This window comes from Microbacterium sp. VKM Ac-2870 (assembly GCF_015350795.1).
In the GTDB taxonomy this organism is placed as follows: Bacteria; Actinomycetota; Actinomycetes; order Actinomycetales; family Microbacteriaceae; genus Microbacterium.
The window spans coordinates 255,096-270,099 of record NZ_JADKSH010000001.1; the positions used below are offsets into that span (position 1 = coordinate 255,096).

Annotated in this window: 14 protein-coding genes and 2 tRNA genes; 9 read left to right on the top strand and 7 right to left on the bottom strand. The window is 67.8% G+C overall.

Annotated features, from left to right (window positions below; genetic code table 11):
* Positions 1–11 precede the first annotated feature (11 nt).
* The 5 genes from ITJ43_RS01280 to ITJ43_RS01300 all read right to left on the bottom strand — a co-directional run bounded on the left by ITJ43_RS01280 (position 12) and on the right by ITJ43_RS01300 (position 6,484).
* Positions 12–827 carry an ABC transporter permease subunit gene (locus ITJ43_RS01280; RefSeq protein ID WP_194581372.1) on the bottom strand — a complete coding sequence of 272 codons (816 nt, stop codon included), beginning with the start codon at positions 825–827 and terminating at the stop codon, positions 12–14.
* Positions 824–1,735, bottom strand: a complete 912-nt coding sequence (locus tag ITJ43_RS01285; protein WP_194581374.1) for an ABC transporter ATP-binding protein — start codon at positions 1,733–1,735, stop codon at positions 824–826. The genes ITJ43_RS01280 and ITJ43_RS01285 overlap by 4 nt, the downstream gene beginning before the upstream one ends.
* 110 nt (positions 1,736–1,845) lie before the next feature.
* Positions 1,846–4,392 (bottom strand): aminopeptidase N, encoded by a 2,547-nt coding sequence (pepN, locus tag ITJ43_RS01290; protein WP_194581376.1) that lies wholly within the window; start codon positions 4,390–4,392, stop codon positions 1,846–1,848.
* 74 nt (positions 4,393–4,466) lie between these two features.
* Positions 4,467–6,062, bottom strand: a complete 1,596-nt coding sequence (locus ITJ43_RS01295; RefSeq protein WP_194582406.1) for a SulP family inorganic anion transporter — start codon at positions 6,060–6,062, stop codon at positions 4,467–4,469.
* A 47-nt stretch (positions 6,063–6,109) separates the two neighbouring features.
* Positions 6,110–6,484 (bottom strand): ArsR/SmtB family transcription factor, encoded by a 375-nt coding sequence (locus ITJ43_RS01300; RefSeq protein ID WP_194581378.1) that lies wholly within the window; start codon positions 6,482–6,484, stop codon positions 6,110–6,112.
* A 59-nt stretch (positions 6,485–6,543) separates the two neighbouring features.
* On the opposite strand from ITJ43_RS01300, the gene ITJ43_RS01305 reads away from it, so the two are divergent.
* From ITJ43_RS01305 to ITJ43_RS01320, 4 genes are read left to right on the top strand one after another with little or no spacing between them, the layout of a single operon-like run.
* On the top strand, positions 6,544–7,086 hold the full coding sequence (locus ITJ43_RS01305) for a ribose-5-phosphate isomerase (RefSeq protein WP_194581380.1): 543 nt from the start codon (positions 6,544–6,546) through the stop codon (positions 7,084–7,086).
* Positions 7,086–8,084: an Fpg/Nei family DNA glycosylase gene (locus ITJ43_RS01310; RefSeq protein ID WP_194581382.1), complete on the top strand. Its 999-nt coding sequence runs from the start codon at positions 7,086–7,088 to the stop codon at positions 8,082–8,084. Before ITJ43_RS01305 ends, ITJ43_RS01310 begins: the two co-directional genes overlap by 1 nt.
* Before the next feature lie 7 nt (positions 8,085–8,091).
* A complete protein-coding gene (locus ITJ43_RS01315; RefSeq protein ID WP_194581384.1) occupies positions 8,092–8,805 on the top strand; it encodes an FMN-binding negative transcriptional regulator in 714 nt (237 codons plus the stop codon).
* A 59-nt stretch (positions 8,806–8,864) separates the two neighbouring features.
* Positions 8,865–10,307, top strand: a complete 1,443-nt coding sequence (locus tag ITJ43_RS01320) for an amidohydrolase (RefSeq protein ID WP_194582408.1) — start codon at positions 8,865–8,867, stop codon at positions 10,305–10,307.
* Between the two features lie 64 nt (positions 10,308–10,371).
* On the opposite strand, the gene ITJ43_RS01325 is transcribed toward ITJ43_RS01320, so the two are convergent.
* Entirely contained in the window at positions 10,372–10,857 is a 486-nt protein-coding gene (locus tag ITJ43_RS01325) for a Dps family protein (protein WP_194581386.1), read from the bottom strand.
* A gap of 132 nt (positions 10,858–10,989) precedes the next feature.
* On the opposite strand from ITJ43_RS01325, the gene ITJ43_RS01330 reads away from it, so the two are divergent.
* Positions 10,990–11,529 (top strand): gamma carbonic anhydrase family protein, encoded by a 540-nt coding sequence (locus ITJ43_RS01330; RefSeq protein ID WP_194581388.1) that lies wholly within the window; start codon positions 10,990–10,992, stop codon positions 11,527–11,529.
* 207 nt (positions 11,530–11,736) lie between these two features.
* On the opposite strand, the gene ITJ43_RS01335 is transcribed toward ITJ43_RS01330, so the two are convergent.
* A tRNA-Gly gene (locus tag ITJ43_RS01335) sits at positions 11,737–11,810 on the bottom strand.
* Between the two features lie 106 nt (positions 11,811–11,916).
* On the opposite strand from ITJ43_RS01335, the gene ITJ43_RS01340 reads away from it, so the two are divergent.
* The 4 genes from ITJ43_RS01340 (at position 11,917) to ITJ43_RS01355 (ending at position 14,983) form a co-directional block, all read left to right on the top strand.
* A tRNA-Pro gene (locus ITJ43_RS01340) sits at positions 11,917–11,990 on the top strand.
* A gap of 71 nt (positions 11,991–12,061) precedes the next feature.
* Positions 12,062–13,543: a trigger factor gene (gene tig, locus ITJ43_RS01345; RefSeq protein WP_194581390.1), complete on the top strand. Its 1,482-nt coding sequence runs from the start codon at positions 12,062–12,064 to the stop codon at positions 13,541–13,543.
* Positions 13,544–13,718: 175 nt separating this feature from the next.
* On the top strand, positions 13,719–14,303 hold the full coding sequence (locus tag ITJ43_RS01350) for an ATP-dependent Clp protease proteolytic subunit (protein WP_194581392.1): 585 nt from the start codon (positions 13,719–13,721) through the stop codon (positions 14,301–14,303).
* Between the two features lie 14 nt (positions 14,304–14,317).
* The gene (locus tag ITJ43_RS01355) at positions 14,318–14,983 is read left to right on the top strand and encodes an ATP-dependent Clp protease proteolytic subunit (RefSeq protein ID WP_194581394.1); all 666 of its coding nucleotides are present in this window, start codon (positions 14,318–14,320) and stop codon (positions 14,981–14,983) included.
* Positions 14,984–15,004: the final 21 nt, after the last annotated feature.

Here is a 15,004-nt window from a genome sequence, read left to right on the forward strand (position 1 = left end):
GCTGTCCCGACTCAGGCGTCGCGGCTGCGCAGCGACACCCACGCACCGATCAGCAGAGCAGCGGGCCATGCGGCGAGCGTCACGAGCCCGCGAACGATGTGGTCACCGTCCACCGCCGTTGCGGCCTGCGCGCCGGACATCGGAAGGTACTGCGTCGAATCCACCAGCCAGCGCCACCCCTCACCGGCGAAGGAGAACATCGACAGGACGATCGGCAAGACGAACAGCACACCGACCGTGGCGGCGATCGCACCGGCGCCGTTGCGGATGATGAATCCGAAGCCCAGTCCGATGAGCGCGAAGGTCGCCATGGCGAACACACCGGCGAGCAGCGGTGTCCACGACTGCGCCGCGTCGGACCAGTCGATGCCGGTCTTGAGGATCGGCGCCGTGACGAGCACCGCGATCGCGTACGTCACCGCCGTCGCGAGTGCGAGCAGCACGGTGACGACGATCGACTTTGCGGCCAGCACGGCGCCTCGGCGCGGCTCCGCCGTCAAGGTCGAACGAATCATCCCGGTCGAGTACTCACCGGTGATCGCGATGGCGCCCAGGATCCCGGCGACCAGCATGGTGAACTGCATCGGCATCACGATGACCATGACGGGCGTGATCCCCGACTCGAAATCGCGCATCGCGGCCGCCATCAGCAACGAGATGCCGACGGACAGTGCCACCGTGATGGCCAGCGACCACCACGTCGAGCGCAGCGAAAGCAGCTTGAGCCATTCGCTGCGGACCACCCGCACGAAGCTCAGACGGTAAGGCGAGGCAGCCAGCCCGCTCACGGCATCGGTGGATGGAACGGACACGGTTGCGGTGCTCATGCGATCTCCTTGGTCTTGTACTCGACGGAACCCTCGGTGAGCGCCATGTAGGCCTCCTCGAGCGATCCCGTGCGCGGAGTGAGTTCATGCAACGGAATGCCACGGTCGGCGGCGATGTCACCGATCGCGCTGGCCGGTATGCCGCCGACGAGCAAGCTGCCGTCGCCGGCATCGGCGACGGTGACGTCGGGGGAGCCCAGAGCCGACGCCAAGTCGGCGGCGCGGGGGGTGCGAACGAGCACCTCGTTGCGCGTCCAGGCCCGTACCAGCTGATCGAGCGGGGCATCGGCGAGGATGCGGCCGCGACCGAGCACGATGACGTGATCGGCGGTCTGCGACATCTCGCTCATGAGATGGCTCGACAGCAGCACGGTGCGCCCCTCGCCCGCGAGGTGGCGGACGAGCTGGCGCACCCAACGCACGCCTTCGGGGTCGAGGCCGTTGACCGGCTCGTCCAGGATCAGTGTGCGGGGGTCGCCGAGCAGGGCGGCGGCGATGCCGAGCCTCTGTCCCATCCCGAGCGAGAACTTTCCGGCGCGCTTTCGCGCGACGGCCTCCAGGCCGGTGAGGGAAATCACCTCATCAACGCGCGAATCGGGGATGCCGTGGGTCGCTGCCATCGCGCGCAGGTGCCCGCGGGCGGACCGACCGGTGTGGACGGCCTTCGCGTCGAGCAGCACTCCCACCTCGGTCAGCGGCGACCGACTCTGTGCGTATCGGTGTCCGGCAACGCTCACGCGCCCCGCCGAGGGAGCGTCGAGGCCGACGATCATCCGCATCGTGGTCGACTTGCCCGCCCCGTTCGGGCCGAGGAAGCCGGTGACCTGACCCGGTTGCACAGTGAACGAGACGTCATCGACGGCGGTGGTGCTTCCGTATTTCTTCGTGAGGTTTTCAGCGACGATCATCCTTCGACGCTACGGCGCCGAAGGTCGATGGCACATCCTGCGGGAGGATGAGATCGGCCGCGCATCCCTCGATCGTCGGAAGGACGCGCGGCCGATCGGGCAACGTCGACTCAGTTCGCGGCGTCGCGCTCCTGCACTGCGAGCGCGCGCTCGACACCGGCCAGGTTCTCGTTCACCAGACGCCGCAGGGCGGCGGGCGCCTCGATGTTCGCCGCGAGCCACGCGCGGGTGGCATCGCGCAGTTCCGTCGACGCGAGCGGTGCGGGGTAGAGCCCGGTGATCAGGTAGTTCGCGATCTGATACGTGCGCGACTCCCAGATCGGCAGCAGCATGTCGAAGTACGGAGCGACGAATGCCTCCAGCGCCTCGGTGCCTGCGGGGTGCACGAATCCGAGGGCAGCCGAACGCACCACGGTGTTGGGCAGGTCGGCGCTGTCGATCAGCGAGGCCCACGCGATCCGCTTCGCGTCGACGGTCGGCAAGGCCGCCTTCGCTTGGGCGGCGAACTCGCCGCCCTTGGCCGTGTTGTCGGCCGCGAGAGCCGCATCGATGTCGGCGGCGGTGACGATGCCGCCCGCGGCCAGAGACACGAGGAGCGCCCACGACAGGTCGGCGTCGATGTCCAACCCTGCAAGCGCCACGGTTCCGTCCCGGAGCGCGCGCACCTGTGCCCAGTGGGCGCCGGTGGAAGCCGCACTCGCGAATGCCGTCACGAACTGCAGCTGGCTGTCGCTGCCGGGCTCGGCGGCCGCAGCGAGTTCCCAGAGCGCGTCGGCGACGCGCGTGCGCGCCGCGTCCCGGGTCTCCGACGCAACGTAGGCGTTCGCCGCGAGCTGAAGTTGGGCGAGCGTGGTGCGCACCGTCGTCGATTCGGTCTCCGCGCCGATGTTTCGCAAGACGAGATCGATGTAGTCGGATGCCGAGGCCTCGGCATCGCGCGTCTGGTCCCACGCCGCACCCCACACGAGCGACCTCGCGAGTGGGTCGCTGATCCGCGCCAGGTGGTCGATCGCCGTCTTCAGCGAGCGCGCGTCGAGACGGATCTTCGCGTAGGCCAGATCATCGTCGTTGAGCAGGATGAGATCGGGCTGACGCTGACCGACGAGCTCGGGTACCTCGGTGAGGTCGCCGTCGACATCGAGCTCCACGTGGTGCGTGCGCACCAGCGCGTCGCCGTTGAGCGAGTAGAAGCCGACGCCCAGACGGTGCGGGCGGATCGTGGGGTAGTCGGCCGGTGCCGTCTGCACGATGGCGAAACGCGCGATGATGCCATCGTCGGCAACCCGCAGCTCAGGCGACAGCGTGTTGACGCCCGCGGTCTCGAGCCACTTCTTCGACCACCCCGACAGGTCACGACCACTTGTGGCTTCGAGCTCGACCAACAGGTCGGACAGTTCGGTGTTGCCGAAGGCGTGCTTCTGGAAGTACTGGCCGACTCCCGCGAAGAAGGCGTCGATCCCGACCCACGCGGCCAACTGCTTGAGCACCGAGCCGCCCTTGGCGTACGTGATGCCATCGAAGTTGACCTGCACGTCGTCGAGGTCGTTGATGGTGGCGACAACCGGGTGCGTGGAAGGCAGCTGGTCCTGTCGATACGCCCACGTCTTCTCCATCGCGTTGAAGGTCGTCCACGCTTCGGTCCACTCGGTGGCCTCGGCGGTCGCGATCGTGGACGCCCACTCGGCGAACGACTCGTTCAGCCAGAGGTCGTTCCACCACTTCATGGTCACGAGGTCGCCGAACCACATGTGTGCGAGCTCGTGCAGGATCGTGACGACGCGGCGCTCCTTGACGGCGTCCGTCACCTTGCTGCGGAACACATAGGTCTCCGTGAAGGTGACCGCACCGGCGTTCTCCATGGCACCGGCGTTGAACTCCGGCACGAAGAGCTGGTCGTACTTGGCGAAGGGGTAAGGAACTCCGAACTTCTCCTCGTAGTACGCGAAGCCCTCGCGGGTCTTGTCGAAGATGTAGTCCGCATCGAGATGCTGCCACAGGCTCTTTCGGCCGTAGACACCGAGCGGGATGATCGCACCGGAGGCGCTCGTCAGCTCGCTGAACGTCGCCTCGTACGGGCCCGCAATGATGGCGGTGATGTACGACGAAATCCGCGGAGTGGGCTCGAACGCCCAGATCGCCGAACCCTCGTCGCCCGCGACGGGCTCGGGGGTCGGGGAGTTCGACACGACCTTCCACGCCGACGGGGCGGTCACCGTGAAGCGGAAGGTCGCCTTGAGGTCGGGCTGCTCGAACACCGCGAAGACCCGGCGGGAGTCAGGCACCTCGAACTGCGAGTACAGGTACACCTCGCCGTCGACGGGATCGACGAAGCGGTGAAGCCCCTCTCCCGTGTTGGTGTACAGGCAGTCAGCGTCGACGATCAGCTCGTTCTCAGCGCGAAGGTCGTGCAGCGAGATGCGCGCGTCGGCAAAAGACGCGGGCTCGACGGCCACGCCGTTGAGCGTGATCTCGCGGATGTCGCGGGCGATCAGGTCGATGAAGGTCGATGCGCCTTCGATGGCCGTGAAGCGCACCACGGTGCGCGAGCCGAACACCTCCGAACCGCGGGTCAGATCGAGCGCGACGTCATACGACTGCGTGTCCACGATCGCGCGGCGCTCCTGCGCCTCGATGCGGGTGAGGTTCTCTCCAGGCACTGCGGTACTCCCATGGGTGAGGGGTGTGGTCTGAACCATCCGGCACTGCTGGCGCCGACGGCAACCCACATAGCCTACGCGGTCGCCGATTCGCGACGCACGTGACTGCGGGCGTGCGCGATCGCGGCGGGCAGCTCGACGAACAGGTGATTGTGATGACGAAGGGCATCGAGCACCCCGACGGTGCGGAACAGTCCTGCGTGCCGTGGCTGCACGCCCTTGATCAGTACGGTGATTCCGCGTCGTTCGAGCGACTGCACCACCTCGCCCAGCATGTGTGCACCCGTCGCGTCGACCAGCTCGAGCTGGCTCATCCGCATGATCACCACCGATACGTCGCGGATGGCGTCGACCTCGGCGAAGATGCGGTCGGCCGAGGTGAAAGACAGAGGTCCGTCGAAGCGGAGGATCGCGATGCGCTCATCGCCTGGTTGAGAGTGTCCCCGTAGTTCCTCACGGCGCACGCGCGACGCACGTGACATGCCGCGCAACGCGAAGAAGCCGGCGAAGGCCACGCCGATGATGACCGCCACGATGAGATCGAACGACACGGTGATGACGGCCGTCGCGATGAACGCCGCAGCATCCGCCCGCGTCGATCGGACGATGGCGCGCACCGTGTCGGCATGCACCATGCGGACGGCGGTCACCATCAGCACGCCGGCGAGCGCGGCGAGCGGAATCTGTCCGACGGGTCCGGCGACCACCAGCACGACGCCCAGCAGCACGAGGGAATGCGTGACTGCGGCGAGTCGGCTGCGGCCGCCCGCGCGGACGTTGACTGCGGTGCGCGCGATGGCGCCGGTGGCGGGCATTCCGCCGAAGAGCGACGAGCCGATCGACGCCAAACCCTGCCCGACCAGCTCTCGGTCGGGGTCATACGGGCCCGTGTCGCCGAGGCTCGCCGCAACCCGCGCCGAGAGCAGCGACTCGATCGCCGCCAGGGCTGCGACGGTCGCGGCGGGCGCGGCGAGTTGGCCGAGCGTGGCGAGATCGATCGCAGGAAGTGCGGGCGCCGGCAGGGAGGCGGGAAGAGCGCCGATGCGCGCGAGGGGTGCAGCGACGGCCAGTGAAACGGCGGCCACCACGACGATACCGACGAGCGAGCCGGGGATCGCACGGTGCAGACGCGGGGCGCCGAGCATGCAGATCGCCACCACCGCAACGGCGCCGAGGGCCCAGACGGCGTATCCCGCATCGAGCCGAGTGAATGACTGCACGGCGGCGACGACGGCATTCGAGCTGTGCTCGTTCGCCGCGGCGGTATACGGCGACACCAGTGACGGCACCTGCTGGGCGAAGATGATGACCGCGATGCCGAGGGTGAAGCCCTCGATGACGGGCCACGGAATGAACGACACCGCGCGACCGAGGCGCAAGGCCCCCGCCGCGAGCACGAAGACCCCCGCGAGCAGGCTCACCACGGCCACGGCCGCCGGGCCGTGTACGGCGACGATGGGAACGAGAACGACCACCATGGCTCCGGTCGGACCGGACACCTGCACATTCGATCCGCCGAAGACGGCGGCGACGATCCCGGCGATCACTGCGGTGACCAGCCCGGCTTCGGCGCTGAGCCCCGAACTCACCCCGAAACCGAGCGCCAGCGGCAGCGCGACGATGCCCACGGTGACACCGGCGATCAGATCTCCGCGCCATGTCCGCCGCATCAGCGCATAGTCGCTACCCGTCGGCAGCAGCCCGCGAAACCCCCTGCTCACGGCCGCACCGTTGAGACGGTGATCGCCGGCAGTGCCTGGGCATCCATCAGAAGATCGCCATCGGCGCTCAGGATGCCGAGCAGAAGCTCCCGCGCGGCGGTGAGGAGGTTCGCAACGAGGGGATCGGAGAGGCGATAGAACACGTGGCTGGCGCGGCGCTCGGACTCGACCAGCCGGTGCCGTCGCAGTACCGACAAATGCTGCGAAAGGTGCGACGCCTCCAATCCCGTCTCACGCTGGAGGTCAGCGACGCTCAGCTCGGAATCAGCCGCGAGCAGCTCGAGGATTCGGATCCGCAGGGGATGGGCAAGCCCCTTGAACAGGTTTGCTTTGACTTCGTACAAGGGCTTCTGCGTGGCTGTCAATGGCATGATGAAGTCATCATATCAACCTCGCCCGCGCTGCCGACGGCATCCCTAGGATGGTCAGCATGCGCATCCACATCGCGACCGATCACGCCGGACTCGAGTTCTCTACGCAGTTGCAGCATCACCTGGCGGAGCAGGGACACGACGTCGTGGACCACGGGCCCGTCGAGTACGACGCCCTGGATGACTACCCTGCGTTCTGCATCCGCGCAGCCCAGGCCGTGGTGCGCGACCAATCCGCGGGTATCGAGACGCTCGGCGTCGTGTTCGGCGGCTCCGGCAACGGCGAGCAGATTGCCGCGAACAAGGTTCGCGGTGTGCGCGCCGCCCTCGTGTGGAGCATCGCCACCGCCGAACTCGCGCGCGAGCACAACGACGCGAACGTCATCTCGATCGGTGCGCGCCAGCACACCGTCGATGAGGCGATCGCCTTCATCGATCGCTTCATCGCCACGCCCTTCTCCGGCGAGGAGCGCCACGCCCGCCGCATCGCTCAGCTGGCGGCGTTTGAGAACGACGGCTCGCTGCTGCCCGACCCCCGCACGGTCGCATCGCCCGCCGTGGGCGGCGAGTCCGCCGACGCGATGGATCCCGAAGCCGGCTGATGCCTGAGGGTCATTCCGTCCATCGCATCGCACGACAGTTCGTGCGCAACATCGTCGGACGCGAGGTCGCGGCATCCAGTCCGCAAGGCCGATTCGCCGAGGGCGCTGCCGTCATCGACGGACGTGAGGCGCTGGAGGTGCGCGCCGTCGGCAAGCAGATGTTCCTCGGGTTCGACGGCGATGTGTGGCTGCGCGTGCATCTGGGCATGTATGGCGCCTGGGACTTCGCGGGAGAGATCGACGTCGACCCCACGATCGCCTCGGCGAACGGGCGGATGGGGCAGACCAACCAGCGCGGCACGGATGTCGACGCGGTCTTCGACGCCGCCGGCGAGAACTCGCTGAGCTCGATCGGGGCGCCCCGGCGCGCGCGGGTGCACGTCCGCATGAGCGAGCAGACCCGCGGGCTGGAGTCCGCCGACGACGATCAGTGGCCGCCGCCCGTCGTCGGACAGGTACGGCTCCGATTGCTCACCTCCGTCACGGCAGCCGACTTGCGCGGGCCGACGGCGTGCGAGTTGCAGAGCCCCGACGACGTTCAGGCCACCATCGCGAAGCTCGGCCCGGATCCCCTCGTCGACGACCTCGCCGAGGGCGAAGAGCGGTTCGTGGCCTCGGTGCGCCGCAAGCCGACGCCCATCGGGCTTCTGCTGATGGATCAGTCCGTCGTCAGCGGCATAGGAAACGTGTACCGCGCCGAGTTGCTGTACCGGGCGCTTCTCGATCCGCACACCCCGGGCAAGCTGGTCCCGGAAGACCTCGTGCGCGAAATCTGGCGTGACTGGGCGCGACTGCTCGTCATCGGCGTCGAGACCGGCCAGATGATGACGATGGATGACCTGGATGCCGACGCCTACCGACGGGCGATGGCCAGCCGCGACGATCGGCACTGGGTGTACCACCGCGCGGGTCTTCCGTGCCGGGTCTGCGGCACGGCGATCGTGCTGGAAGAGATGGGTGCCCGCAAGCTCTACTGGTGCCCCAACTGCCAGAAGTGAAAGACAGATGAGACAGAACCCGAGCTTCGCCATGACCGATGTGGGAGAGCTGCGCCGCATCATCGACGAGAACCCGTGGATGACCCTCGTCAGCCACGGCGACGACGGCCTGGTGGCATCGCACTACGCGGTTCTCCTCGAGGAGGACCGCGACGATCTCACGATCGTCGGTCACGTCGGCAAGCCCGACGACGCCATCCACGGCTTGGGAGAGCGGGAGCTGCTGGTCATCGCCCAGGGTCCGCACGGGTACGTGTCGCCGGGGTGGTACGCGCCGGGGCCGAACGTGCCGACCTGGAACTACGTCGCGGTGCATCTATCCGGCATCCCCGAGGTTCTGTCCGCCGAGGAGAACCTCAGGGTTCTCGACCGCCTCGTCGCACGATTCGAGAGCGCCTTGCCGCACCCCCGGTTGATGTGGCAGGCGCCCAACGACGAAGAGTTCGTCCGTCGACTGGAGCGCGGCACGGTGGGCTTCCGCCTCACGCCGACGAAGGTGATGGCCAAGCGCAAGCTGAGCCAGAACAAGCCCGACGAGACCGTCGACGAGGTGATTCGCCAGTTGGCCGCCGGGCAGAGCCCCTACGCCGATCCGCGGTTGCCCGGCGAAATGCAACGCGCGCACGACGCCGTGCGCGCCGCCCGTGGTTCCCAACTCCGCCTGAACGAGCAATCCGACCCGGCCGAACCGCGTGCGGCGGCGGTGGAGGAGCAGTTGTGAACGCCGGGCTGCAGCGCGGCGACGCGGTAGAGGTGATCGCGAACACACGTCTCACCGGGATGGACCGGCTCGACCCGTTCGGCGAGGAGCCCGTCGACGTACACCTGGCGGCCGGCCGGATCATCGACATCGCTCCGGCGGGCGGGCTGCCCAGGCGCGGCGCCGTGTTCGACGCCGATGGAGGCTGGCTGATTCCGGGCCTCTGGGACCACCACGTGCACACGGTGCAGTGGGCCCTCGTCGCACAGCGCGAGCCGTTGGGAGACGTCACATCGGCAGCCGAGGCCGCGGCGCGCATGGGAGCGGCCCCTGTGCTCGCCGACGGTCGGCGCGTCGGCACCGGCTTCCGCGACGCGCTGTGGCCCGACGCGATGACGCTCGCCGTCCTGGATGCCACGACGGGCGACACGCCCACGTACCTGATCAACGCCGACGTGCACAGCGTCTGGCTCAACTCGGCAGCGCTGCATCGCGAGGGTCACCCCCTCGACGAGACCGGTGTTCTGCGCGAGGAACCGGCATTCGAGATCTCCCGCCGACTCAACGCCGCCGATCCGCTCGTCGGCGATGAGCTCGTCGGCGTGGCCCTGCAGACCGCGGCTTCCCGGGGCATCGTCGGCGTCGTCGACCTCGACATGGCCTGGAATGCTGAGGCGTGGGCGAGGCGGCTGGACGCCGGGTTCGATACGACGCGCATCCGCTTCGGCATCTATCCGCCTCAGCTCGAACGCGCGCTGGCGGAGGGGCTCGCGTCCGGCGGTGCGCTCGACGCCCGCGGCCTCGTTCGGGTCGGACCGCTGAAGGTCATCACCGACGGCTCGCTCGGCACGCGCACGGCGGCGTGTTCGCACGCGTATCCGGGAGACCCGCACAACCACGGCCTGCTGACGGTCGCGCCCGACGTGCTCGTGGAGCTCATGGTGCGGGCCACGGGCGGGGGGCTGCAGTGCGCCGTGCACGCCATCGGCGACGTCGCGAACTCGCACGCGCTGGACGCTTTCGCGAGCACGGGGGCGACGGGGACGATCGAGCATGCGCAGCTCGTCGCGCATGCCGATATCCCGCGCTTCGGGCGTCTCGGCGTGGGCGCGAGCGTCCAGCCCGAGCACGCGATCGATGACCGCGACCTGACCGACACGATCTGGGCGACCCAGACCGGCATCCCCTACGCGCTTCGCTCCCTCGCGACGGCGGGCGCCAACCTGCTCTTCGGCTCCGACGCCCCGGTCGCGCCGCTGGATCCCTGGGCGGCGATGGCGGCAGCCGTCTTCCGCACGCGGGACGGACGTCCGCCGTGGCGTCCGTCGGAGGGCGTGGATGCCGCGACCGCACTGGCGGCCTCTACGGAGGGCGGATCGCTGTCGGGGTCGGCGTTGTCGCCGGGTGTCGTCGCCGATCTGGTGGTCATCGATCGCGACCCGCTCTCCGTGTCAGAGAAAGAACTGCGGGCGACGGCGGCACGCGCAACCATGATCGAAGGCCGCCTCACGCACCTCAGCTGAGTGCGCGGGAACGAAGGAAGCCCCGGGCCTCTCGCCCGGGGCTTCCTTGTATCTGTGCTGACGCTTACGCGGCGAGGTGAGCCGAGAGGAACCAGCGGTCCTTCTCGAGGCCGGCCTTGATCGAGATCGCGACGTCCTGGCTGGTCAGGTCGGTCTCGTCGAGGCCGTCGATGGCTGCCTGGACGTCGGAGATGACGGCATCCATGTCGGAGATGATCGCGACGATCTCGTCCTGCCACTGCGCGAAGCCGGCGGGAACGGAGGTGGCACCCGTCTTCTCGGCGACGGTCGACACGCGGGCGTCGAGGGGAAGACCGAGGGCGACGATGCGCTCGGCGGCGAGGTCGGCGAATCCCTGAGCGTTGCTGACGACCTGGTCGAGCAGCTCGTGAATGGCGATGAAGTTGGCGCCACGCACGTTCCAGTGCGCCTGCTTGCCGTTGACAGCGAGGGCCTGCAGTCCGAGCACGACGGGCGTCAGGAACTGGGCGGTGCCGGCAGCCGCCTCGGGGCCGGCAGCGGTCATGGAAATGTTCTGCGTCTTGGTCATGATCTGGTCTCCGTTCGTCGGGGGTCTCCCACGTTGATAACAACGCTATCCAGCCCGCTGCATTCCGCAAGCAAGAGAAGGCTGGGCTTACGGACGGGCCGTGAATTTGGTAGGCCGACTATCGTCGGCGTCATGACGATCGCCCACGATGCCTCCGTCCTGTCGATTCCAGCGGGCAGCCCGTCGATTGACGCCAGCGCCTTCGTCGCGGCCGGCGCGCGACTGATCGGCGATGTCACCCTCGAGGAGGGCGCAAGCGTCTGGTACAACGCCGTCGTGCGCGGCGACAGCGCTGCGATCACTGTGGGGGCCGGGAGCAACCTGCAGGACAACGTGTCGGTGCATGTGGATGCCGGCCACCCGGTCGTCATCGGATGCGACGTGTCGGTCGGCCACAATGCGGTGGTCCACGGCTGCACCATCGGCGACGGCTCGCTCATCGGGATGGGCAGCGTCGTCCTGTCTGGCGCCGTGATCGGTTCGGGGTGCCTCGTCGCCGGGGGAGCGGTCGTGCTGGAAGGGTCCGTCATCCCCGACGGTTCGCTCGTGGCGGGCGTACCGGCCAAGGTGCGCCGGGAGCTGTCCGAGGAAGAGAAGGCCGGCATCATCCGCAACGCGCAGATCTATCGCGCGCATTCCGCGTCGCACGCGACGGCATCCGACGCGCGGTGACCGGGGGCCGCATCAGCCGGTGAACGGCCGATCGTCGTGGCGGCGGAGCGGCGTGGCGGCGGAGCGGCACCGCAACGATCTGGATGCCGTCCGCACGTACGACGCGCGGAACCACGACACAGCGGCGGGAGACCAGCCCAGACGATGTCGGAGCTGCACTCTGGAATCGCACACGATCGGGCACCCAGCGACCACAGTGAGCGAATGTGGAGGGGATGACGGGAATCGAACCCGCACCATCAGTTTGGAAGACTGAGGCTCTACCATTGAGCTACATCCCCGAGACCGCTTCGCAGCGGCATCCAGAAGAGTCTACAAGGTCTTGTCGGCTAGACTGACCAACGGCCGTTACACGGCGCATGCCACCTGAGACGGTAAGTGCGCGCCCGGGGCGTAGCTCAGCTTGGTAGAGCGCCCGCTTTGGGAGCGGGAGGCCGCAGGTTCAAATCCTGTCGCCCCGACGAACGGCCCCCCAGACCTAAGAAACCACGGACACGCACGTGCGCGTCCGGACACGAGGAGAACAACAGGCATGGTCACCAGCACCGTCGAGACGCTCAGCCCGACCCGGGTCAAGCTGCACATCACGGTCACGCCCGATGAGCTCAAGCCGAGCATCTCGCACGCATACGAGCACATCGCGCAGGACATCCAGATCCCGGGTTTCCGCAAGGGCAAGGTGCCCGCGCCGATCATCGACCAGCGCGTCGGTCGCGGCGCCGTCATCGAGCACGCGGTCAGCGAAGGCCTCGACACCTTCTACCGTGAGGCCGTCACGGCCAACGATGTGCGCATCGTCGGCCGCCCGTCCGCCGAGGTCGTCGAGTGGCCCAGCGACAAGGACTTCTCCGGCGACCTCAAGGTCGAGGTCGAGGTCGACGTGCGCCCCGAGTTCGACCTGCCCTCCCTCGCGGACGTGACCGTCGAAATCGACGCGGTCGAGACCGACGACGCCGCCATCGACGCCGAGCTCGACCGCCTGCGCGGCCGCTTCGGCACGTTGGTGACCGTTGATCGTCCCGCTGCCAAGGGTGACTTCGTCGAGCTCAACCTCGTCGCCACGATCGACGGTGCCGAGATCGACCGCGCCGAGGGCGTGTCGTACGAGGTCGGCTCGGGCGAGCTGCTCGAGGGCATCGATGAGGCCGTCGAGTCGCTCACCGCGGGAGAAGACACCACGTTCCGCAGCAAGCTCGTCGGCGGCGACCACGCCGGCGACGAGGCCGAGGTCTCGGTCAGCGTCACCGCTGTCAAGGAGCGCGAGCTGCCTGACGCCGATGACGACTTCGCTCAGATGGCCAGCGAGTTCGACACCATCGCCGAGCTCCGCGAGAGCCTCGCCACGCGGGTCTCCGAGCAGTCGGTGTACGTGCAGGGTGCCGCCGCTCGAGACAAGCTCATCGAGGCGCTGCTCGCCAAGGTCGAGATCCCCGTCCCCGCACAGCTGGTCGAAGACGAGGTGCACACGCACCTCGAAGGCGAAGGCCGTCTCGAAGACGACGAGCACCGTGCCGAGGTCACCGAGGCCAGCGAGAAGCAGTTCCGCACGCAGATGATCCTCGACAAGCTCGCCGAGGCCCACGACGTGCAGGTCTCGCAGGAGGAACTGACGCAGTACCTCATCCAGTCGGCCGCGCAGTACGGCATGGCTCCGCAGGAGTTCGTCGACGCGCTGCAGCAGGGCAACCAGCTGCCCGCGATGGTCGGCGAGGTCGCCCGTAACAAGGCGCTCGCGATCGCGCTTGGCAAGGTGACGGTCGTCGACACGAACGGCAAGGCTGTCGACCTGACCGGCTTCATCGTCTCCGACGAGGACAGCGCAGAGGAAGAGGTCGTCGAGGAGGCTCAGGAGATCGCCGACGCCGCTGCCGACGCAGAGGCTGAGAAGCCCGCCAAGAAGGCTCCGGCGCGCAAGACTCCCGCTAAGAAGGCCGACGCGGATGCCGCCGACAAGCCGGCCGCGAAGAAGCCCGCCGCCAAGAAGGCTCCGGCCAAGAAGGCCGACGCGGAGTGATCCCGTAGCGGGCGAGTGCCCGTGTGAAGGGTCGGATGCTTCGGCATCCGGCCCTTCGTCGTTCGCGTGCAGCGGGCCGTCCGACACGGCACTCCGCCGACGGCGAACACGGCCGGGGGCGCGAGCGCACGCCGATAGATTCAATGCGTACGGAAACCCGGAATCAGGAGTATCCATGGCTGAACCACTTGTCGCCACGAGCGTCTTCGACAGACTGCTGAGAGATCGCATCATCTGGCTCGGATCGGAGGTGCGCGACGAGAACGCGAACGAGATCTGCGCGAAGATCCTGCTCCTCGCGGCCGAGGACACCGAGAAGGACATCTACCTCTACATCAACTCGCCCGGTGGCTCGATCACCGCAGGCATGGCGATCTACGACACGATGCAGTTCGTGCCGAACGACATCGTCACCGTCGGCATCGGTATGGCCGCATCGATGGGTCAGCTGCTGTTGACCGCAGGCACCAAGGGAAAGCGCTACATCACGCCTAACGCCCGCGTGCTGCTCCACCAGCCGCACGGTGGCTTCGGTGGAACCGCCAGCGACATCCAGACGCAGGCGCAGCTCATCCTCGACATGAAGAAGCGTCTCGCAGAGATCACCGCGGCGCAGACCGGCAAAACGGTCGAGCAGGTCAACGCCGACGGTGACCGCGACCGCTGGTTCACCGCCGAAGAGGCCCTGGCGTACGGCTTCGTCGACCACATCCGCGAATCGGCCACCGATGTCATCGGCGGCGGCGGCACAAAGAACTGACCGGAGGATCCCGAATGAACATGCCCACTGCCGGCATCCCGCAGGGCTTCCAGATGCCCTCCAGCCGCTACATCCTGCCGCAGTTCGAAGAGCGCACGGCCTACGGCTACAAGCGCCAGGACCCTTACAACAAGCTGTTCGAAGACCGTGTGATCTTCCTCGGCGTGCAGGTCGACGACGCGTCGGCCGATGATGTCATGGCCCAGCTCCTCGTGCTCGAGTCGCAAGACCCCGACCGTGACATCGTCATGTACATCAACTCGCCGGGTGGATCCTTCACCGCCATGACCGCGATCTACGACACCATGCAATACGTGTCGCCGCAGATCCAGACCGTCGTGCTCGGTCAGGCGGCCTCTGCCGCGTCGGTGCTGCTTGCCGCCGGCGCCCCGGGCAAGCGTCTGGCCCTGCCGAACGCTCGCATCCTCATGCACCAGCCCGCCGTCGGCGAATCCGGCCACGGTCAGGCCTCGGACATCGAGATCCAGGCAGCCGAGATCATGCGCATGCGCACGTGGCTGGAAGAGACAATGGCGCGGCACACCAACCGCGCTCAGGAGCAGGTCCACAAGGACATCGACCGCGACAAGATCCTCTCTGCGGCCGAGGCCCTGGAGTACGGCATCGTCGACCAGGTGCTGACGTCGCGCAAGCGCGTACCCGCAGCACTGACGTCCTGACACACGTGCCACCACGAGGTC